This is a genomic window from Burkholderia sp. 4NA327C6 (genome assembly GCF_005502655.1).
In the GTDB taxonomy this organism is placed as follows: domain Bacteria; phylum Pseudomonadota; class Gammaproteobacteria; order Burkholderiales; family Burkholderiaceae; genus Burkholderia; species Burkholderia contaminans.
This window is the reverse complement of sequence record NZ_SCNZ01000016.1, coordinates 141,981-163,100: the sequence shown is the minus strand read 5'-3', so window position 1 is coordinate 163,100 and position 21,120 is coordinate 141,981. Positions and strand designations below refer to the sequence as shown.

The following is a 21,120-nucleotide window of genomic DNA, read 5'->3' as shown; positions in this document are numbered from 1 at the left end:
GCACGATGACCGACCGACGCCAGTTCATGACCGCCGCGCTGGTCGCGGCAGCGGGCCTGCCGTGGCGCGCGGCGCACGCGGCCGCCGCGACGGCCGACCTCGATCCGCGCCAGGCCGGCCGGCCGCGCGCGCAACCCGACGACGCGGCGATCCGTGCGGCAGCCGGCTACCGCTGGGTACGCGACGGCGCGTTCACGGTCGCGATTTCACCGCATGCGCCGCCCGTGTCGACCTACGCGACCGACGCGCGCACCGTGGTCGGCGCCGATCCCGACTATGCGCAGCTCGTCGCCGACGCGCTCGGCCGCACGCTGGTGCTGCTGCCGATCGCATGGGCCGACTGGCCGCTCGGGCTGACGTCCGGCAAGTACGACGCAGTGATCTCGAACGTCGGCGTGACCGAGAAGCGCAAGGAAAAATACGATTTCACGACCTACCGGCTCGGGCTGCACGGCTTCTATGTGCGCACCGGCAGCCCGATCGCGAAGCTCGCCGAGCCGAGGGATATCGCGGGCCTGCGCATCATCACCGGCGCGGGGACGAGCCAGGAGCGCATCCTGCTCGAGTGGAACAAGCGCAACGTGGCGCAGGGGCTGAAGCCGGCCGAGCTGCTTTATTTCGACGACGATGCGGCGGCGCGCGTCGCGCTGCTGTCGGGTCGCGCGGATGCGGAGCTGAACCCGAATGCATCGCTCGCGTACGAGGCCGCGCGCACGGGCAAGATCCGCCGCGTCGGCGTCGTCAATGCGGGCTGGCCGGCCAACGCCGACGTGGCGATCGCGACGCGGCGCGGCAGCGGGCTTGCACCCGCGCTGACGCTCGCGACGAACGCGCTGATCGGCAACGGCCGCTACGGGCAGGCGCTCGCGCGCTGGGGTCTGCAGAGCGAGGCGATTGCGCGTGCGGAGACCAATCCGCCGGGGTTGCCGTCGTTTTGACGGCGTCGAAACGTCGACGACCCGAATGACATCGCCCCGGCATCCCGTAACGGAAATGCCGGGGCGAATCGCTGAAGTCCCGTACAACGTTGCGCCGCGATGCGTCTACGCCGTCACCGCCGCGTGATACCGGTCAAGCTCCGCTACGTGCGCATGAATCGCCGGAATCAGCTCGCGCCCGTAATCGAGCGCATCGTCCAGCGGATCGAACCCGCGAATCAGGAACGTCGACACGCCCAGCCGGTAATACGCGCCGAGCGCCTGCGCGACCTGTTCGGGCGTGCCGACCAGCGCGGTCGAATTCCAGCGCGCGCCGGTCAGGTTCGCGACACCCATCCACAGCCGCTCGTCGAGCACGTCACCCTGCGCGGCCGCCGCCATCAGCCGTTGCGAACCCGCATTCTGCGGCGCATGGCCGGCAATCGGCTGGCCGTTCGCGACCCGCGCCGCGCGCACGCGCTCGCGGATCGCCTCGGCCTTCTCCCATGCGGCCGCCTCGGTGTCGGCGACGATCGGCCGGAACGACACGCTGATGCGCGGCGCACGCCCGAATGGCGCGGCGGCCGCCCGCACGCGCGCGATCTGCTCGCGCACCGACGCGAGCGGCTCGCCCCACGTCATGTAGACATCGGCATGTTCGCCCGCGACCGCCAGCGCGGCCGGCGACGATCCGCCGAAATAGATCGGCACGTGCGGCCGCTGTGCGCCCTTGACGAGCGGCGACGCACCGCGCAGCCGGTAGAACGTGCCGTCGTGGTCGACCGGCGCGTCGGCCTGCCAGATCCGTTTCAGCACGTCGAGGTATTCGCCGGTCCTGCGATAGCGCGCATCGTGCGGCACAAAATCGCCGTCACGCTGCAGGTCCGCATCGTCGCCGCCCGACACGACGTTCAGCGCGAGCCGGCCGCCGCTGAACACGTCGAGCGTCGCGATCTGCCGCGCGGCGGCCGACGGCACGATCACGCCCGGCCGGTGCGCGAGCAGGATGCGGATGCGTTCGGTCGCGGCGGCCGCGAACGACGCAACGATGAAACCGTCCGCCGCGTTGCTGAAGTGGCCGACCAGGATCTGGTCGAAGCCGGCGGCCTCGTGCGCCTGCGCGAAGCGGCGCACGTAGTCGGGCTGGACGGCCGCGCCGCCCGGTACGTCGACCTCCGCGCCGGGTGTCGCGGTGATCATGCCGATGATGTCGACTGGCATGTCGGGGGGTCCTTCGGGTTATCGATCGGGAATCGTGGCCGGTATGGCCCGCTTACTGGGCGGCAGCCGTCTTCTGCGCAGGCGCCGCGAACGCACCCGCATACGAACGGTCGAGCAGCTTCGACGTGTCGTACGCCGCCGGAATCACGCCGGCCTTGTGCAGGAAGTCGGCCGTGTTCTGCGCGTCCTTCGCGGCCGTCTCGTCGACCGGGCCGACGCGCTGCTTCGCGTTGTTGAGCCAGCGGTATGCGACGTCGGGTTCGAGCTTCGCGCGCTTCGCCCACAGGTCCGCGTACTCGCGCGGATGGTTGTCGACCCACTGGCGCGCGGCAACGACGCGCCGCAGGAAATCGGTGATCTCGGCGCGCTTGCCGGAGGCGGCCTGCTCGTTCGCGGCAACGAAGCTCAGCGCCGGCATCAGCCCCTGCGCGGTCGCCACGGGCCGCGCACCCTGCCGCAACGCGAGCGTGCTGACGAACGGCTCCCACAGCGACACGGCGTCGACCGAACCGTTCGCGAGCGCGTTGGTCGCATCGATCGGCATCAGGTACGCGTACTTGACGGAATCCGCGCGCAAGCCCGCGTGTTCGAGCGCGCGCAGCACGAGCTGCTGGCTCCACGCACCGCGCCATACGGCGATAGTCTTGCCCTGCAGGTCGGCCACGGTGCGCACCGGCGAATCCTTCGGCACGAGGATCGCGACGCCGTCGAGGCTCTGGCGCGACACCGCGACCACCTTCACCGGCGCGCCGCGCGCGGCCAGCGTGAGCAGCGCCGAATCGCCGAGGAAGCCCACGTCGATCGCATTGCCGTTCAGCGATTCGGCAACGGGCGCGGCGGCCTGGAAATGCTTCCACTCGATCGTGTAAGGCAGGTCCTTCAGCACGCCGGACGCCTCCATCGACGCCTGGATGTTGAAGTAGTTCTGTTCACCGACGCGCAGCGTGACGGTGTCCTTGGCCATGCCCGGCTGCGCGGCAAGCGCCAGCAAGAGTGCCGTGACGATTCGACTCAACAACGTGATCTCCCGTAGGGTTGGCGGGCGGCCGCGCGAGGGCGGCGCCCCGTGGTCCGCCGTGCATGGTGGCCGGCGCAACGGATGGAACCGCTGAAGATACGTCGATCTTGATCATGAAACAAACGCAATATTCTTCTATCGAAAGATGCAAATGTTTTATGACACGGCGGGCCTCGCCGGATGCCGCCGGTCGCGGTCGCGGGAACCCGGTTCGAACGAATCCTCAACAGATATTTCGCGCGCGAAATAAATCTTGGACTATATTTCGCATACGAAATAACTGCCCGAGCGAGGATGGCCATGACCTCCCAACCCATCGAGTTTTCCGCCGCCGACGGCTACGCGCTGCACGGCACGCTGTGGTCGCCGGACGCGCCGCCGCGCGCGCTGGTGCTGATCCATTCGGCAACGGCCGTGCCGGAGCGGCTGTATGCGGGCTTCGCGCGCTTCCTGACCGAACGCGGCTTCGCGGCGCTCACCTACAACTACCGCGGCATCGGCGCGTCTCGCCCCGCGCGCCTGCGTGCGTTGAAGGCCCGCATGCGCGACTGGATGGAACTCGACGTGGGCGCCGCGACCGCGTGGGCGCGGCAGGCGTACGACGGTTTGCCGCTGCTGGCGGTCGGGCATAGCGTCGGCGGCCATGCGATCGGGCTGTCCGCCGCGACGCCGCACCTGCGCGCGGCCGTGCTGATCGCCGCGCATGCGGGCAGCACGCGGCTGATCACGCAGGCGGCCGAACGCCTGAAGGTGCGGCTGATCCTGCGTGTGCTCGGTCCGCTGATGTCGGCACTGCTCGGCTACGTGCCCGGCAAGCGGCTCGGGCTCGGCGAGGACATGCCGGCCGGCGTGTTCCGCGAATGGAGCCGCTGGACCGCGCTGCCGAACTATTTCTTCGACGATCCGACGCTCGGCGCCGCCGAACGATACGCGAAGCAGCAGTTGCCGATCCTCGCGCTGGGCTTCGACGACGACCCGTGGGCGAACCCGACTGCGATCGGTCTGCTGGTAAGCTATCTGACCCGCGCGACGGTCGAACGCCGCCAGATCGATCCGCACGCGGCGGGCAGCGGCCCGGTCGGGCACATGGGCTTCTTTCGCAGCCGCCCCGGCACCGTGCTGTGGCCCGACGTGGCCGACTGGCTCGCGCAGGCACTGGACACGCCGCGCGCCGCACGCCGCCCCTCCCTTTCCATTGCAGCCGGGAACCCAGCTTGAGCGAAGACCGACGACTGTTTTTCATGTTGAACATCGGCCAGCGGCGCGTGCAGCGCTGGATCGACCGCAAGGCGGAGACCGAGACGCGCGCGAGCGCCGCGCAGGCCGGCGTATTGTTCTGTCTCGCGAAACAGGACGGCGCGCTGATCGGTGAAGTCGGCGCCGCGCTGCAGCTTGCGCCGTCCGCGATGACGGGGCTCGCCGACCGGATGGCGAAAGCCGGCCTGATCGCGCGCCACGCCGATTCGGACGATGGCCGCGCGACGCGGTTGTACCTCACCGATGAAGGCCACGCCGCGCTCAAGCGTGCGCGCGTGCTGCTGCGCGAACTCAACGGCAAGCTGTGCGACGGGTTCTCCGACGACGAACTCGATGTCGTCGCGCGATGGCTGCATGCGCTGCAGGAGCGGTTTCCGGCGGAGCGCTGAGCAGCACGATCCCGCATCGCCGCCGGCGCTCAACGGCCCCATCGAAAGCGATTCCGATTCGCATTTTCGATTCGATTTTCATGCCGTCTCGACGGCATTTTTTGCGCGTCCGCCGCCCTCTTCCGGCAACGCTTTCCGGCTACGCACTGTTACAAAAAACTGCCTGCCGGGCGGCATTCGAATCGCCTACATTGCAATCCACCTCGACACATTCGTCGCCTGCCCGGGCAAGGCTTCCCGTCCGGCCGACATCGCAGTCACGCCCGACAATCAATGAAAATGAAAAGGAGTCTTAACCGAAGTGCTGGCGGCGTCCAGCGCACGCGGATTGCGATGACCGAAGCGGCATCCTGAACGACACGTATCGGCCCGATGCGCGGCATACGACGCCGCGCGCCGGATCGCGCTGCCGCGTCGTGCCGCCCCATCGCACCCGCACGTCAACGAGGAGCAGTCCATGCGACGCATGATCGTGTCCCACTCGCTTGTCACCCGCCTGTCCGCCGCGATGGCGATGGCCGCCGCTGCCGCGGCGCACGCCGATCCCGTCGTCGTGTCCGGCCCGAGCCCGTTCGTCGCCTGCACCATCGGCGGCCCCGGCACCAACTACGTGAACGCCGAAGTCGAGCCGTGGCTATCGGTCAACCCTGCAAACCCGATGAACATGATCGGCGTGTGGCAGCAGGACCGCTGGTCGAACGGCGGCGCCCACGGGCTCGTCGCCGGCTACACGTTCGACGGCGGCGCGACCTGGGCACGCACGCCGCAGCCGTTCAGCGCATGCGCGCCGGGCGGGCTCAAGTACGAGCGCGCGTCCGATCCGTGGGTCTCGTTCGGGCCGGACGGCACCGCGTACTCGGTGTCGATCTCGTTCAACCAGTCGAACAACAGCAATGCGGTTGCCGCGTCGGTGTCGTCCGACGGCGGACAGACCTGGAGCAGCCCCGCGGTGCTGATCGCGAACGACGAGCCGACGACGCAGTTCTTCAACGACAAGGAATCGGTCACCGCGAACCCGGTGAAGGCCGGCACGGCCTACGCGGTATGGGACCGCCTCGAGCTGCCGAACGGCAACCCTTATGCGAACCTGCACACGAAGGCGTTCCGCGGCCCGACGCTGTTCTCGAAGACGACCGACGGCGGCAAGACGTGGAGCGCCCCGAAAGTGATCGTCAACGTGCCTTCACGCCAGCAGACGATCGGCAACCAGATCGTGGTCGATCCGAGGAACGGCACGCTCTACGATTTCTTCGACCTGATCCAGCCTCCGTTCAGCAAGGCGGCCGGCAAGGTGGCGTTCATCAAGTCGACCGACGACGGCGCAACATGGACGAAACCGCAGGTGATTGCCGGCCTGCAGACGGTCGGCGTCACGGATCCGATGACCGGCGAACCGGTGCGTACCGGCGACATCATTCCGGAACCCGCGATCGATCCCGCGTCGGGGCAGCTGTACGTCGTGTGGCAGGACAGCCGCTTCAACGGCGGCACATACGACGAGATTGCGGTATCGACGTCGAAGGACGGCGGCGCGACCTGGAGCGCGCCACAACAGTTGAACACGCCGACCGGACGCCCCGCGTTCAATCCGTCGGTGCGCGTCGACAACACGGGGGCCGTGATGGTCACGTACTACGACTTCCGCGACCTGCAGGCCGGCAACACCACGACGCTGCCGACCGGCTTCTGGCGCAAGATCTCGCATGACGGCGGCACGACGTTCGCCGACGAGCGGCGTGTGGGCGGCCCGTTCGACATGAAGCTCGCGCCCAATGCCGAAGGTTTCTTCATCGGCGACTACCAGGGGCTCGACGTGCTTCCGTCGTCGTCGTTCCATCCGTTCTTCGTCCAGACCAACGCGGGCAACCTGACGAACCGCACCGACGTGTTCTTCGCACCATGACGCTTGCATGACCGCCACGCCGCCGCATGACGCGATGCGTCGCGCGGCGGCGCGTGCGTGTTCACGGCATCAATGCATGTCGGTCAGCACGATGCGCCCGTCGACCTTGCCTTCGCGCAACTTCGCGAACACGTCGTTGATGTTGCCGAGCCGGTCGCGATGGATATGCGCGCGCACCAGGCCATCGGCCGCGAAGTCGAGCGATTCCTGCAGGTCGCGCCGCGTCCCGACGATCGACCCGCGCACGGTGATGCCGTTCAGCACCGTGGAGAAGATCGGCAACGGGAAATCGCCGGGCGGCAAGCCGTTGAGCGCCACCGTGCCGCCGCGCCGCACCATCCCGAGCGCCTGCGCGAACGCGCTGCGCGACACGGCCGTGACGAGCACGCCGTGCGCACCGCCGATCTCCTTCTGGATCACCTTGGCCGGATCGTCGGTCGACGCGTCGATCGTCAGTTCCGCGCCGAGCTGCCGCGCCAGCGCGAGCTTGTCGGGCGAAATGTCGATGGCCGCGACGTGCAGCCCCATTGCGCGCGCATACTGCACGGCCACGTGCCCGAGGCCGCCGATGCCGGAAATCGCGAGCCATTGGCCCGGGCGCGTATCGGTGACGCGAATGCCCTTGTAGACGGTGACACCCGCGCACAGGATCGGCGCGATCTCGTCGAACGCGACCTGCGCGGGCAAATGGCCGACGTAGTCGGGATCGGCCAGCACGTATTCCGCGTAGCTGCCGTTCACCGAATAACCGGTGTTCTGCTGGCCGTGGCACAGCGTTTCCCAGCCCGTGTGGCAGTACTCGCAATGGCCGCAGGCCGTGTAGAGCCAGGGCACGCCCACGCGATCCCCCTCGCGCACGTGCGTGACGCCCGCACCGACCGCCGCGACGATGCCCACGCCTTCATGCCCCGGAATGAACGGCAACGTCGGCTTGACAGGCCAGTCGCCGTCGGCCGCGTGCAGGTCGGTGTGGCATACGCCCGATGCCTTGATGTTGACGAGGATCTGGCCGGGCCCCGGCGTCGGCACGGGCACTTCCTCGATGCGCAGCGGTTCGCCGAATGCGTGCACGACGGCCGCTTTCATGGTTTGGGTCATAGGTCGCTCCTGCCTGGTCGATGAGCGACCCAGTATCCGGCTTCGGAATCGACCGACGTTGATACGTATCAACACGCGGGGCAATGCACGACGATGGCCATCGCTACAAGACGTCGCACCGTTGCGCGACGCTGAATCGCACTGGCTCCTGATTCAGGCGCGGATGTCCGCGTCCGGCGCATCGATCAGCGCAGGGCCGCTTCCGGCGGGCCGCTTCGACGGACACCGAACACCGGACGCGGGCAACACGCACGGGGCCGACGTATCGGCAACGCGTCGGCGCGCGCATCGCATCACCCGGTTCTAGCGATCGTTTCGAGCACCGCGCAGACAGTTTCCGCTCCCGCCGCCATTTCACCCTTCCGACAGAAACCCGACAGGATCCCGCCATCCGGCTTGGATTTTGAAATGATATAACATATCATTTCGCGTGCTCGTCCGCCTGACGCCGTTCCACTTCGGGTGGCCGGGCCTCGCCGAGCCATGTTCCAACGGGTCACTGCGCGTCGCAGACGCAACAATATATCGTATCCAGCCGTGATCCGCATCGCTCGTTATCCGATCCGATTCCAACCGATTCACCGACCATGCGCGACCTCCCTCGTCTACCGCTTCGCCCGCTCTCGTCCCTTTCGCTGATGCTGTTCGCCGCCGTCGCGCACGCGCAGACCGAACCGCCCGCCGTGTCCGGCACGCCGCCGGCCACCACGCTCGCCCCGATCTTCGTGACCGCGAACCCGCTCGGCGACAACGAACTGATCGCGCCGACCGCCCAGCTTTCCGGCGATGCGCTGACGCGCCGCCAGGCCGATTCGCTCGGCGAAACGCTGAACGGGCTGCCCGGCGTGTCGACCACCACCTACGGGCCGATGGTCGGCCGCCCGATCATCCGCGGGATGGATGGCGACCGGATCCGGCTGCTGCAGAACGGCGTCGCGGCGTACGACGCGTCGTCGCTGTCATACGACCATGCGGTGCCGCAGGACCCGCTGTCGATCGAACGCGTCGAGATCGTGCGCGGCCCGGCTGCGCTGCTGTACGGCGGCAATGCGGTGGGCGGCGTCGTCAACACGATCGACAACCGGATTCCGCGCGAAGCGATCGAAGGCGTGACGGGCGCGCTCGACGCGCGCTACGGCGGCGCGAACTCGGTGCGCGCGGGCGCCGCGCAGGTCGAAGGCGGCAACGGCCGCTTCGCGTTCCACGTCGATGCGTTCGACCGCGAGACGAGCAAGCTGCGGATTCCCGGCTACGCGCGCAGCAGCGCACAACGCGCGATCGACGGCCCCGACGCGCCGCAGCCGTACGGCAACGTGCCGAACAGCGACGGCCGCGTGCACGGCGGCGCGGTCGGTGCGTCGTACACGTGGGCGGACGGCTTCGCGGGCCTGTCCTACAGCGGCTACGAATCGAACTACGGCTCCGTCGCCGAAAGCGACGTGCGGCTGCGGATGCGCCAGGAGCGCCTCGCGCTCGCGTCCGAAGTGCGCAACCTGAGCGGGCCGTTCACGAAGCTGAAATTCGACTTCGCGTACACCGACTATCGCCACAAGGAAGTCGACAACGGCGAGACGGCGACCACCTTCCGCAACCGCGGCTACGAGGCGCGCATCGAGGCAACGCATCGCAAGATCGGCCCGTTCGAAGGCGCCATCGGCGTGCAGTTCGGCCAGAACACGTTCTCCGCGCTGGGCGACGAGTTGCTCGTGCCGTCCACGCGCACGAACAGCGTCGCGCTGTTCGGCCTCGAGGAATGGCAGGTCGTCCCCGCGCTCAAGCTGAGCCTCGGCGGCCGCTTCGAACACGTGAAGGTCGATCCCGATCCGGCCGGCGTCGAGAAATTCGCGGGCGCGCAGCCGCGCGAATTCAACGCGGGCAGCCTGTCGGCCGGCGCCCTGTTCTCGCTGACGCCCGTGTGGTCGGTGGCGGCCAACGTCGCGTACACCGAACGCGCGCCAACCTTCTACGAGCTGTATTCGAACGGCCCGCACGATGCGACCGGCCAGTTCCTGATCGGCAACCCGAACGCGTCGAAGGAAAAGGCGGTGTCGACCGACCTGTCGCTGCGCTACGCGAGCGGCCCGAACCGCGGCAGCGTCGGCGTGTTCTACAACCGCTTCTCGAACTACCTGACCGAGTACAACACGGGCCGCGTGGTGAACGGAGACGACGAGCCGGTCGCGCCCGGTACCGACGGCTCGCTCAACGAGGCGATCTACCGCGGCGTGCGTGCCGAGTTCTACGGCATCGAGCTGGACGGCAAGTGGCGCGCGTTCGCGCGGCACGGCCACACGGTCGACCTGGAACTGACCGCCGACTACACGCATGCGCGCAACGTCGACACGGGCCAGCCGCTGCCGCGCATCGCGCCGCTGCGCGCGACCCTCGCGGCCGACTACGGCTACGGCCCGTTCGGCGCGCGTGCGCAAGTCACGCATGCGTGGTCGCAGCACCGCGTGCCCGACAACGATTTTTCGACGGACGGCTACACGTCGCTCGGCGTGATGCTCACCTACAAGTTCCGCGTCGGCCCGACGCACTGGCTCGCGTACTTGCGCGGCGACAACCTGACGAACCAGGAGATCCGCTATTCGACCTCGGTCGTGCGCGGCTTCGCGCCGCAAGGCGGCCGCAGCGTGATGGCCGGGTTGCGCACCACGTTCTGACCCTCTCATGGCCCGCGGCGCCCGCCGCGGGCCTCGTTCCGGCGCGCTCCCCCTGCGCCGCGAATTTCCGTTGATCCGTCATTACCGCTCATTGCGCGGCATTCTCCCGCGACGCGCACCGGTTCCCGTCTCCAATCAAGTCGAAACAAAATCCGATATTCATCCATAAATCGAAACCGATTCATCAGACAATTATTAGCAAAACGATAGTTTCTGTTTCACCCAGCAAAACCGGTTTCGAATTCCATGTATAAACCTTTTAATCACGGGCACTCCGTCAATTCCTGATCAAAATCAGGCGCGCCCATCCGGCAACGATTCCAGCGCTAAAAAAACTAATATCAGGGTTTTCGAAGGGTAAAGAATCATCCCGTATACCCGTTAATGCCGGCACGAGCCCGTATCTGGTCGAACAATAAATCCGATTCGTCAACCACACGCACAGAGGCACACTGTGAAAATCGCCAGAATGAGCATCAGAACAAAACTCCTTGGCGGCTTCGGCCTGCTCGCCGCGGTCGTCGTGATCGTGTCGGGCATGGCACTCAAGGCGCTATCCGATACGAACGCCGAGTTTTCCCGCTACATGAACGGCATCAATGCGCGGGCGACCGTTTCCGCGCAAATCCGTACCGCGGTCGACCGGCGCGCGATCGCCGCGCGCAACCTCGTGCTCGCGACCAAACCGTCCGACGTCGAGCTCGAACTGGCCGAGGTGAACCAGGCGCACAAGGACGTGCAGGATCGCCTCGCGAAGCTCAAGGACATGATGGCGAACGCGACGGACACCTCCGACCGCGCGCGCGAACTGGTGGCCGACATCGTGCGCATCGAAGCCAGCTACGGGCCCGTCGCGCTGCGCATCGTCGGGCTCGCGCAGGCCGGCAAGAAGGACGAGGCGATCGCCGACATCGACGACAACTGCCGCCCGCTGCTCGCGCAACTGGTGCGCGCAACCGATGCATACGCAACCTATACGCATGAACGCGAGCTCGCGATCGCGCAGCAATTCGCGGATCGCTATGCGATGGAGCGCAACCTGCTGGCCGGCATCTGCCTGATCGCGGTCGTGGTCGCGGCATGCGGCGGCCTGTGGCTGACGCGCAAGATCACGGCGCCGATCGGCTCGGCCGTGGACGTCGCGCGCACGGTCGCGAACGGCGATCTCGGCAGCCGCATCAACGTGAGCGGCAACGACGAGACGCGCGATCTGCTCGAAGCGTTGCGAACGATGAACGAGCGGCTGATCGGCATCGTCGGCCGCGTGCGCGATTCGTCGAACAGCATCGCGCATGCGGTCAGCGAGATCGCGTCGGGCAACCTCGACCTGAGCCAGCGCACCGAGGAACAGGCCGCGTCGCTGCAGGAAACCGCCGCGACGATGGAGGAATTCACGTCGACGGTGCGCCTGAACGCGGAGAACGCGCAACAGGCCAGCTCGCTCGCCGCGAACGCATCGGACGTCGCGCAGCGCGGCAGCTCGGTGGTCGGCCGCGTGGTCGACACGATGACGGAGATCGGCCACAGCTCGTCGAAGATCGCGGACATCACGGGCATCATCGAAGGCATCGCGTTCCAGACCAACATCCTCGCGCTGAACGCGGCCGTCGAAGCCGCGCGTGCGGGCGAACAGGGCCGCGGCTTCGCGGTGGTCGCGAGCGAAGTGCGCAGCCTCGCGCAACGTTCGTCGACGGCGGCGAAGGAGATCAAGGAACTGATCTCCGCGTCGGTGCAGACGATCCGCGACGGCTCCGAGCTCGCGGGCGAAGCCGGCAAGACGATGTCGGACGTCACGCAGGCCGTCGCGCGTGTGACGGACATCATGGGCGAGATCGCGGCCGCGTCGGCCGAGCAGAGCCGCGGCATCGACCAGGTGAACCTGACGATCACGCAGATGGACGAGACGACCCAGCAGAACGCGGCGCTCGTCGAGCAGGCCGCGGCCGCATCGAAGTCGCTCGAGGCGCAAGGCCGCGAGCTGTCCGAAACGGTTGCCGCGTTCCGGATGCCGTCCGGCACGCACGTGGCGTCGCCGGGCGCGTACACGCAAGAACCCGCCGCGCATCACTGGCAGCCGGCCGCTGCGTAACCGCATAACCGCGTAACCGATACCGCAAGGAGACGACGATGCGCCCGCTGTTCCGCCGGTCCGCCTGTATCACGCTTGCGCGCACCGCGCGAAGCGCGGCCGCACGCGGCACGCGCAACCGCTGCGCATCGTCACCGTCCGGCGCGGCCGGTTCGCATGCACGGCGTCGCGCTTCGCCGATTCGCGCCGCGCGTTCGCGGCACGCGTGCGTGTAACGCGCACACCTGCGTAATCGCATCGCCGGCGCTCGTTTCTACCGACCGGCGCGACATCGTGCGCGTGCCCGGCCATGCACGCCACCACGAACGATTGCGTGCGATACGCTCTCCTCCACATCGTAGGGCGCACGCTACGTTTGCAGCGGTGCGCAATTTTCGATCCCGCCCGCGGTTCGCACGTTGCCATACCGGCGACATGGAGATCACGTTGCATCCGCACGTGCATCGCTCTCCGATGCAGACTTTTAAAACGACCGAATGACGAGTATGCTTAAAAAAGCACTCCCCGTTCGGACGGCGAATCGCGTGCCCTGACTCCCGTCCGATCGCATTGCGGCCCCATCGCTCTGCGCGTATCGCGCGTCGATGGCGGCGTCTGCTTCTCGCGCCACGGCCGCACGAACCTTTCCCTCAACAAACGTCAGGAGAGCTGGTGAGCCGACTCGTCGTCGTATCCAATCGCATTGCAGATCCCCGTAAGGCCGCGGCCGGCGGGCTCGCCGTCGCCGTAAAGGACAGCCTGCAGGAATCCGGCGGCGTCTGGTTCGGCTGGAGCGGGAGGCTACGCGGCGGCGACGACCAGCCTGCGCACGGCGACGAAGTGCAGATCCAGAACGTCGGCGGCATCCAGCTCGCGACGATCGATCTCGACCCGCAGGATTACGACGCGTACTACCTCGGTTATTCGAACAACGTGCTGTGGCCGGTGTTTCACTACCGGCTCGATCTCGCGCAGTTCGACCGCCGCTTCGCCGACGGCTACCGGCGCGTGAACCAGCTGTTCGCGCGCAAGCTGCGCACGCTGCTGCGGCCCGACGACACCATCTGGGTCCACGACTACCAGCTGATTCCGCTCGCCGCCGAGTTGCGCGCGATGGGCTGCAGGAATCCGATCGGCTTCTTCCTGCATATTCCGATGCCGCCGCCGCCGATCATGGCCGCGATCCCGGAGCACGAATGGCTGATGCGTTCGCTGTTCGCCTACGATCTCGTCGGCTTCCAGACCGAGTCGGACCTGCTTCACTTCGAGCATTACGTCGAAGCGGAAGCCGGCGCCGCGCGGCTGCCCGACGGCCGCCTGCGCGCATTCGGCCGCACGCTGTCGGCCGGCGCATTCCCGATCGGCATCAACGTCGACGAGTTCGAATCGCTCGCGCGCGATCGCGACGGCCTCGACATGTTCGACCGGATGCGCGACGAATACTCGCGCCGCCAGTTGCTGGTCGGCGTCGACCGGCTCGACTACACGAAGGGGTTGCCGCAGCGCGTGAATGCATTCCGCCAGTTGCTCGAGCAATACCCGGAGAACCGCAACCGCGCGACGCTGATCCAGATCGCCGCGCCGAGCCGCGAGGATCTCGGCGCGTACGACGACCTGCGGCGCGAGATGGACAGCCTGTGCGGCGCGATCAACGGCGACTACGGCGAACTCGAATGGATGCCGATGCGCTACATTCACCGCACCGTCGCGCGCAAGCGCTTGCCGGGCCTCTACCGCGCGAGCCGCGTCGCGCTCGTCACGCCGCTGCGTGACGGGATGAACCTCGTCGCGAAGGAGTTTCTCGCCGCACAGGATGCCGCCGATCCGGGCGTGCTCGTGCTGTCGCGTTTCGCCGGCGCGGCCGAGCAGCTGAAGTCGGCACTGCTCGTCAATCCGTATGACACGCAAGGCACCGCACAGGCGATCCAGCGCGCGCTTGCGATGCCGCTCGAAGAGCGCCGCCAGCGTCACGCGGCGTTGATGGCGATCGTGCGCGCGACCGACGTGCACTGGTGGCGCACGCGCTTTCTCAACGCGCTCGCCGAAGCCGCCGAAGTCGCGGCCGCGACCGAATCCTGATCTGCGCTCACGCGTTCGTCATCGCGTATTCGAACACCGCGCCGTTCACGTCGCACAGGTCCACCGAAACCGGAATGCCTTCGCGCAGGCTCTCCGTCAGTACGCAATACGCATCGAACCGATCGAGCACGCGCGTCGCGGCTGCGAGATCGGCCCACGTCTTGCCGATCGACAGCCGTACCGACATCGCGCCCACGCGCACCCTGCCCGCTTCGTTCTGCACCATGTCGACGTCGATATGCGCGGCGATCGGCTGCGGATCGACATGTTGCTTTTCCAGCGCGAACAGCAGGCTCGCCGCGAGACAGGTCGCGACGGACGCGGCCAGTAACCGGATCGGGTTCGGCCCGCGTCCGTCGCCGAGCGGCGGCGGTTCGTCGGTAAGCACCGGCGCCAGCGTCGTGCCGGCAAATGCGACTTCGAAACAGAAACGCGCCTGCTGCGCGACATCGACCGATACGTGCGCCTCGCTCATGGCGACTCCGTGGAGATCAACGGGGAAAGGAATGCCGGCACGCAGTCGCTTCGACGCGCGCCGCTCGCAGGTTCGCGGCACCTTCAGCGCTCGGGTTCGCGTGGCGGCCCGTACGCGACGAAATCGCGCTCGACCGCGGACGCCTGCTCCGTCTCGACCGTGCCGTCGCGTGCGCCGGCTGCGTCGTCCGGCGCGATCGTGCTGGCGGATGGCGGTTCGACGCGCCCGTCGATCAGCGCCTGCAGCGCGTCGCGTTCGAGCACCTCGCATTGCAGCAGCCGGCGCGCGATGCGTTCGAGCACATCGCGGCGTTCGCCGAGCGTCGTCGCGACTCTTGCATGGGCGTCGGCCAGCAGCGTGCGCACCTCGTCGTCGATCATCCGCGCGGTGTGCTCGCTGCAGCGCCCGTCGCCCGCATGCCACGCGCCCGGCATGCCCTGGCGCGCAGCGCCGTCGTCGAACGTCGCGAGCCCGATCTTCTCGCTCATCCCGTACTGCATGACCATGTGGCGCGCCATCGCGGTCGCGCGTTCGAGATCGTTCTGCGCACCCGTCGACACGTCGCCGAACACGAGCTCTTCGGCAACGCGCCCGCCGAGCAGGGCATCGATCCGGTCGAGCAGCTCGCTCCGGCGCAAAACGTAGCGATCCTCGGTCGGTACCTGCTGCGTATAGCCGAGCGCCGCGACACCGCGCGGAATGATCGACACTTTCTTCACCGGATCGCAATGCGTGCGGCTTTCCGCGACGAGCGCATGGCCGGCCTCGTGATACGCGATGGTCAGCTTCTCCTGTGCGTTCATCACGCGGCTCTTGCGCTCGAGGCCCGTCAACGCGCGGTCGATCGCCTCGTCGAAGTCGGCCATGCCGATTGCCGGCTTGCCGAGTTCGGCCGCATGCAGCGCCGCCTCGTTGACGACGTTCGCGAGATCCGCGCCGACGAAGCCCGGCGTGCGCGATGCAAGTTCGCCGAGATCGACGTCGGCCGCGAGTTTCACGCGCTTCACGTGCACGCTGAGGATCTGCCTTCGGCCATTCACGTCGGGGCGGTCGATCGCGATGTGGCGGTCGAAGCGTCCCGGCCGCAGCAGCGCGGGATCTAGGATCTCGGGCCGGTTCGTCGCGGCCATGATGATCACGCCGGAGCCGGCCTGGAAGCCGTCCATCTCGACGAGCAACTGATTGAGCGTCTGCTCGCGTTCGTCGTTGCCCGACATCGGGCCGACGCCGCGCACCTTGCCGAGCGCATCGAGCTCGTCGACGAACACGATGCACGGCGCCTTCTGCTGCGCCTGCTCGAACAGGTCGCGCACGCGCGCCGCGCCCACGCCGACGAACATCTCGACGAACGCCGAGCCGCTGATCGAGAAGAACGGCACGGCCGCCTCGCCGGCCACCGCGCGCGCGAGCAGCGTCTTGCCGGTGCCCGGTGCGCCGACCACCAGCACGCCCTTCGGGATCTTGCCGCCGAGCCGCTGGTAGCGTTCCGGATTGCGCAGGAATGCGACGAGCTGCTGAAGTTCGGCCTTCGCTTCGTCGATGCCGGCGATGTCGTCGAACGTGATGCCGGTTTCCTGCTGCACGTACACCCGCGCGCGGCTCTTGCCCATCCCGGTGAAATCCTGCAGCCCGCCGCGCCTGCGCAGCATCATGTTCCAGATGAACACGAACAGCACGAGCGGCAGCAGCCACGACGCAAGCGATGCGATCCAGCTCGTGTCGGGCGCACCGTGATAGCGGATGCCGGCGGCGGTCAGCGTGTCGGTCAGGTGCTCGTCGGTCACGCGATTGGTCGTGAAGCGCCACGGCGCACCGGCCTCCCGCACGGCCGCGGCTTCGGACGCCGGCAGCATCGCGCCCGCCTGCGGCATCTTCAGCGTGCCCGAGATCGATACGGGGCCGACTTCGAGATCGTCGACGAGCCGTGCGGCGACGAGCTGGTGGAAATCGCTGTACGCAATCGGCGCCGACGTCGGATGCAGCATCAGCAACTGCGCGGCGAACAGCACGAAGAAGCCCGCCGCGATCAGCAATCCCGGGTAGTCGAATTTCCTGTCCATGGCATCGGGCCGGACGTGCGCGCTACGCTTGCGTTGCGCGGCACGGCGGACGTGTGCGGGCACGCGCGCAGCCGGCGCGCACCATCGGCGGCCATGCGGAAGCGGCATTCATGCGCGCCATCGTCGCCTCGCTTCATCGCGTCGTTCGTCGCATCAACGGCACCGCGACGGCGCCGTGGGCCGGCGCCGCCGGGCAATCCTCGCCCGGGCGGCATGCTGCGACGCGCCGCCCCTGAATCCAGTCTAGCTCGCGCGCAGGCGTCGCGCATCGCCCGACGCGCAACTCGAATCGTCCGACAAACACCTTTCATCCGCCCTCGTTGCCGCGTTATAGTCGCACTCGTGACATTTTTGTGACACATGCATCGCACCGGCCCAGCCGCGACACGGGCCGTTGCGTTCCATCGCGCGGCGCGGCAGCCTGTGCGACGCCGCCGCGCATCACGCCCCCGTCCACCCGCCCATTCGAGGAACCCACGACGTGAACGACACGCCCGATCGCCCCGACGACCTTCCCGCCGATCCCGACCGCCGCCGCATGCTCGGCGGCCTCGCCGCGCTCGGTGCGGGTGTCGCGCTCAGCGGCTGTGAAACCACGGCGGGCAGCGCACCGCGTTCGGCCGCCGACCTGCGCATCGACGAAGCGCTGCGCCAGCGCGTGCGGCACATCGTCGTGATCTATGCGGAAAACCGCAGCTTCGCGAACCTGTACGGCGATTTTCCGGGCGTGCGCCATCCGCTGAGCGAGGTGCGGCCCGAACATGCGCAGCAGCTCGATCGCGACGGCAAGACGCCGCTGCCCGTGCTGCCGAAGATCTGGGGCGGGCTCGTGCCGCAGGCACAGGAAGTGGACGGCAAGCGCTACGCGATCGCCGAGCGCGACATCGACAAGCTGCCGAACGCGCCGTTCCTGATCAAGGACGCGCAGGGCAACCCGCTGCCGAACGGCGTGATCACGCGCGACCTGTGGCACCGCTTCTACCAGAACCAAATGCAGATCGCGGCCGGCCGCAACAACCAGTTCGCCGCGTGGGCCGATTCGGGCGGCCTCGTGATGGGCCACTACCGCAATTCGGCCGACACGCTCCGGCTGTGGAATCTCGCGCGGCAATACACGCTGTGCGACAACTTCTTCATGGCGGCCTTCGGCGGGTCGTGGATGAACCACATGTTCCTCATCTCCGCGCAGCCGCCGCTGTATCCGGATGCGCACAAGCATCCGCACGCGGCGAAACTGCTGTCGAAGGTCGAAGGCGACGATCCGGCCGGTACGCGCCTGAAGCTCGCCGACAATTCGCCCGCGTCCGCGCTCGACGGCCCGCCGAAGTTCGTGGCCGACGGCCCGCTCACCCCGGACGGCTACGGCGTGAACACGATGGCGCCGCCGTACCAGCCGAGCTACGTGCCGCCGCCCGATCCGGGCAACGCCGCATATGCGGATCCGGCCGACCATCGCGTGATGCCGCCGCAAGGCCATGCGACGATCGGCGACCGCCTGTCGGAAAAGAACGTCGACTGGGCGTGGTACAGCGGCGCATGGCAGTACGCGCTCGAGCATCGCGACACGGGCGCCGTGCCCGATTTCCAGTACCACCACCAGCCGTTCAACTATTTCGCGAACTACGCGCCGGGCACCGAGGCGCGCAGCAAGCACCTGCGCGACGCGGGGCTCGGCGACGAGCCGTCGACCAACCACTTCATCGCCGACATCGACGCGGGCCGCCTGCCGGCCGTCACGTTCTACAAGCCGCAGGGCAACCTGAACATGCACGCGGGCTACGCGGACATCGAATCGGGCGACCGTCACATCGCGACCGTGATCGACCATATCCGGCGCGGGCCGCAATGGGACAACACCGTGATCGTGATGACGCACGACGAGAACGGCGGCTGGTGGGATCACGTCGCGCCGCCGGAAGGCGACCGCTGGGGCCCCGGTTCGCGGATTCCCGCGCTCGTGATCTCGCCGTTCGCGAAGAAGGGGTTCGTCGATCACACGCTGTACGACACGAACTCGATCCTGCGCTTCATCAGCCGCGTGCACGGGCTCGCGCCGCTCGACGGCGTGGTCGCGCGCAACAAGGCGTTCGCCGCGCGCGGCGCGACGCCGCCGGGTGATCTGACGAATGCGCTCGATCTCGGCTAAGCGCCGACCGGCCTGATCGGTTGGCCGCCTGGCCGCTTGAAATGAACGACGCCCCGGGCAATGCGGTTGCCCGGGGCGTCGTTCATTTCCGGCCTGCAAACGCTACGCGGCGCGGCGCACCGCATCGCACCCCGCTTGCGCGGCGTGACGCCCGGCCTGCCGCCCGAAGAATGTCGCGTCGGCCAGCGACAGCCCCGAGCTGTACCCGGCGCCCCAGCGCGGCAACCCGCAGGTCGTGCGGCCCGCCGCATAGAGCCCCGGCACCGGCGCGCGTGATGCATCGACCACCTGCCCGGTCGGCAGCGTGTCGAGCCCGCCGAGCGTGAAGTGCGGATAGAACGCGTAGTCGATCCGGCAATCGAGCGCGACGAACGGCGGCTCGATCAGCGGCTGCAGCCACTTCCTCGCCTTGTGGAACAACGGATCGGTGCCTTCGGCCGCATGGCGGTTGTAGACGTCGACGGTCGCCGTCAGCGTTCCGGCCGGCATCTGCAGGTCGCGTTCGACTTCCTCCCACGTTTCGCCCGCCGCCGCGATGCCGATCCGCGCGATCGCAGGCGGCTCCTGGTAGGTGGCCTGGTCGACGAGCAGGTAGATCCGGTCGTCGGCCTGGTGAAACGCGTGATGGCCCGTGCGGCCGTGATAGCCGTCCTCGTTGATGAAGCGCTGGCCGCGTGCGTTCACGAAAATGCCCTTGATCAGCGATTCGGGCGCGTAGAACGGCAGGCTGACGAAGCCCTGATCCATGTGAATCGCCGCGCCCCCCGCGCTCTGGCCGAGCAGGATGCCCGAGCCGTCGTCGCCGGGGCTGCCGATCGGTTCGTCCGAGCGCAGGAACTGCGGCGCATGCCGGCGCACCATGTCGCGGTTCATCGCGAAGCCGCCCGCGCACAGGATCACCGCGCGACGCGCGCGGACGAACGCCGTCTCGCCATAGGCGCGCAGCACGACGCCGCGCACCGCGCCGCCGTCATCCACGATCAACGCGAGCGCGCGCGTGTCGTAGCGCGTCGCGACACCGAGCGCCGCCACGCGTTCGGCCAGCACGCGCATCAGCATCTGTCCGCCGCCCCAGCCCGGCCATTGCGGGGTGTGCCCGCGCGGGCACGGCTTCGCGGCCTCGCTGAACGGCCAGGCTTCCTCGCTGCCCGACCAGATCAGGCAATCGTCGGTTTCCGGTTCGACGATCCGCTCGGCGACGAACGTGTTCTTGTACGTGAGGCCCTGCGCGACGAGCCAGTCGTGGTGCGCCAGGCTTTCGTTCGCGTAGAGGCGCACCTTCGACTCGTCGGCGTCGCGGCCGCCGGCCAGCATCAGGTAGCGGTACAGATCCTCGGTGTCGTCGGTGAAGCCGGCCTGCCGCTGGGCGGGCGTGCCGCCGCTGCCGCCGAGGTAGATCTCGCCGCCCGACAGCGCGCTCGTGCCGCCGTAGCTCGACGCGCGCTCGACGATCAGCGTGTCCGCGCCGGCGCTCGCGGCTTCGATCGCCGCGCACGCGCCGGCCGCACCGAAGCCGACGATCACGACATCGTGTTCGGCATCCCAGCGATGCACGTCGCGGGTGTTCAGGGGATGAGTCAGGGAATGGTCGGATGACATGAGGAATGGGTCAGCGTTTGGGAATACTGCGGAAAGCGGCGGAGGTGGCGACGGCCTGATGCGGCCGTCGCGGCGATGCCTCGTTGCCGAGACGGACGTGCAACGGGGCGCGTGGAAAACGCCCACCGTCTCATGTCCGGATTTAATCGAACCGCGGGAAGCGGGACCGGCGCGCGGCGATTCAGCCGGGGTCGTACGGGAAGGCGTCCGTGCGCCAGCGCGCC

At 68.0% G+C, this 21,120-nt stretch carries 15 protein-coding genes; 9 read left to right on the top strand and 6 right to left on the bottom strand.

Going from position 1 to position 21,120, the window contains the following annotated elements:
- Positions 1-5 precede the first annotated feature (5 nt).
- Positions 6-938: an ABC transporter substrate-binding protein gene (locus tag FFS49_RS18510; RefSeq protein ID WP_039367657.1), complete on the top strand. Its 933-nt coding sequence runs from the start codon at positions 6-8 to the stop codon at positions 936-938.
- A gap of 105 nt (positions 939-1,043) precedes the next feature.
- Here the strand turns inward: FFS49_RS18510 and FFS49_RS18505 are convergent, their stop codons facing one another.
- On the bottom strand, positions 1,044-2,138 hold the full coding sequence (locus FFS49_RS18505; protein WP_105815208.1) for an LLM class flavin-dependent oxidoreductase: 1,095 nt from the start codon (positions 2,136-2,138) through the stop codon (positions 1,044-1,046).
- Positions 2,139-2,190: 52 nt separating this feature from the next.
- Positions 2,191-3,156 carry an ABC transporter substrate-binding protein gene (locus tag FFS49_RS18500; protein ID WP_039367651.1) on the bottom strand — a complete coding sequence of 322 codons (966 nt, stop codon included), beginning with the start codon at positions 3,154-3,156 and terminating at the stop codon, positions 2,191-2,193.
- A gap of 300 nt (positions 3,157-3,456) precedes the next feature.
- Between FFS49_RS18500 and FFS49_RS18495 the strand changes: the two genes are divergently transcribed.
- From FFS49_RS18495 to FFS49_RS18480, 4 genes are all read left to right on the top strand, one after another.
- A complete protein-coding gene (locus tag FFS49_RS18495; RefSeq protein WP_105815412.1) occupies positions 3,457-4,374 on the top strand; it encodes an alpha/beta hydrolase in 918 nt (305 codons plus the stop codon).
- Positions 4,371-4,802, top strand: coding sequence for a MarR family transcriptional regulator (locus FFS49_RS18490; protein WP_039367648.1), 432 nt, complete (start codon positions 4,371-4,373; stop codon positions 4,800-4,802). Before FFS49_RS18495 ends, FFS49_RS18490 begins: the two co-directional genes overlap by 4 nt.
- Positions 4,747-5,079, top strand: a complete 333-nt coding sequence (locus FFS49_RS18485) for a hypothetical protein (RefSeq protein ID WP_135370715.1) — start codon at positions 4,747-4,749, stop codon at positions 5,077-5,079. Before FFS49_RS18490 ends, FFS49_RS18485 begins: the two co-directional genes overlap by 56 nt.
- Before the next feature lie 180 nt (positions 5,080-5,259).
- Positions 5,260-6,705, top strand: a complete 1,446-nt coding sequence (locus tag FFS49_RS18480; protein WP_105815207.1) for a sialidase family protein — start codon at positions 5,260-5,262, stop codon at positions 6,703-6,705.
- Positions 6,706-6,774: 69 nt separating this feature from the next.
- Here FFS49_RS18480 and adhP read toward each other — a convergent pair whose 3' ends face one another.
- The gene (gene adhP / locus FFS49_RS18475) at positions 6,775-7,803 is read right to left on the bottom strand and encodes an alcohol dehydrogenase AdhP (RefSeq protein ID WP_039367642.1); all 1,029 of its coding nucleotides are present in this window, start codon (positions 7,801-7,803) and stop codon (positions 6,775-6,777) included.
- Positions 7,804-8,390: 587 nt separating this feature from the next.
- Between adhP and FFS49_RS18470 the strand changes: the two genes are divergently transcribed.
- From FFS49_RS18470 to otsA, 3 genes are all read left to right on the top strand, one after another.
- Positions 8,391-10,469 carry a TonB-dependent receptor gene (locus FFS49_RS18470; protein ID WP_224755672.1) on the top strand — a complete coding sequence of 693 codons (2,079 nt, stop codon included), beginning with the start codon at positions 8,391-8,393 and terminating at the stop codon, positions 10,467-10,469.
- Positions 10,470-10,938: 469 nt separating this feature from the next.
- Positions 10,939-12,558: a methyl-accepting chemotaxis protein gene (locus FFS49_RS18465; RefSeq protein WP_105815204.1), complete on the top strand. Its 1,620-nt coding sequence runs from the start codon at positions 10,939-10,941 to the stop codon at positions 12,556-12,558.
- A 651-nt stretch (positions 12,559-13,209) separates the two neighbouring features.
- A complete protein-coding gene (otsA, locus tag FFS49_RS18460) occupies positions 13,210-14,616 on the top strand; it encodes an alpha,alpha-trehalose-phosphate synthase (UDP-forming) (protein WP_105815203.1) in 1,407 nt (468 codons plus the stop codon).
- Between the two features lie 7 nt (positions 14,617-14,623).
- On the opposite strand, the gene FFS49_RS18455 is transcribed toward otsA, so the two are convergent.
- The gene (locus tag FFS49_RS18455) at positions 14,624-15,091 is read right to left on the bottom strand and encodes an OsmC family protein (RefSeq protein ID WP_105815202.1); all 468 of its coding nucleotides are present in this window, start codon (positions 15,089-15,091) and stop codon (positions 14,624-14,626) included.
- An 83-nt stretch (positions 15,092-15,174) separates the two neighbouring features.
- The gene (gene ftsH / locus FFS49_RS18450) at positions 15,175-17,151 is read right to left on the bottom strand and encodes an ATP-dependent zinc metalloprotease FtsH (protein WP_105815201.1); all 1,977 of its coding nucleotides are present in this window, start codon (positions 17,149-17,151) and stop codon (positions 15,175-15,177) included.
- 481 nt (positions 17,152-17,632) lie between these two features.
- Between ftsH and FFS49_RS18440 the strand changes: the two genes are divergently transcribed.
- On the top strand, positions 17,633-19,297 hold the full coding sequence (locus tag FFS49_RS18440) for an acid phosphatase (RefSeq protein WP_071332556.1): 1,665 nt from the start codon (positions 17,633-17,635) through the stop codon (positions 19,295-19,297).
- Between the two features lie 102 nt (positions 19,298-19,399).
- Here FFS49_RS18440 and FFS49_RS18435 read toward each other — a convergent pair whose 3' ends face one another.
- Positions 19,400-20,896: an FAD-dependent oxidoreductase gene (locus FFS49_RS18435; RefSeq protein WP_071332555.1), complete on the bottom strand. Its 1,497-nt coding sequence runs from the start codon at positions 20,894-20,896 to the stop codon at positions 19,400-19,402.
- Positions 20,897-21,120: the final 224 nt, after the last annotated feature.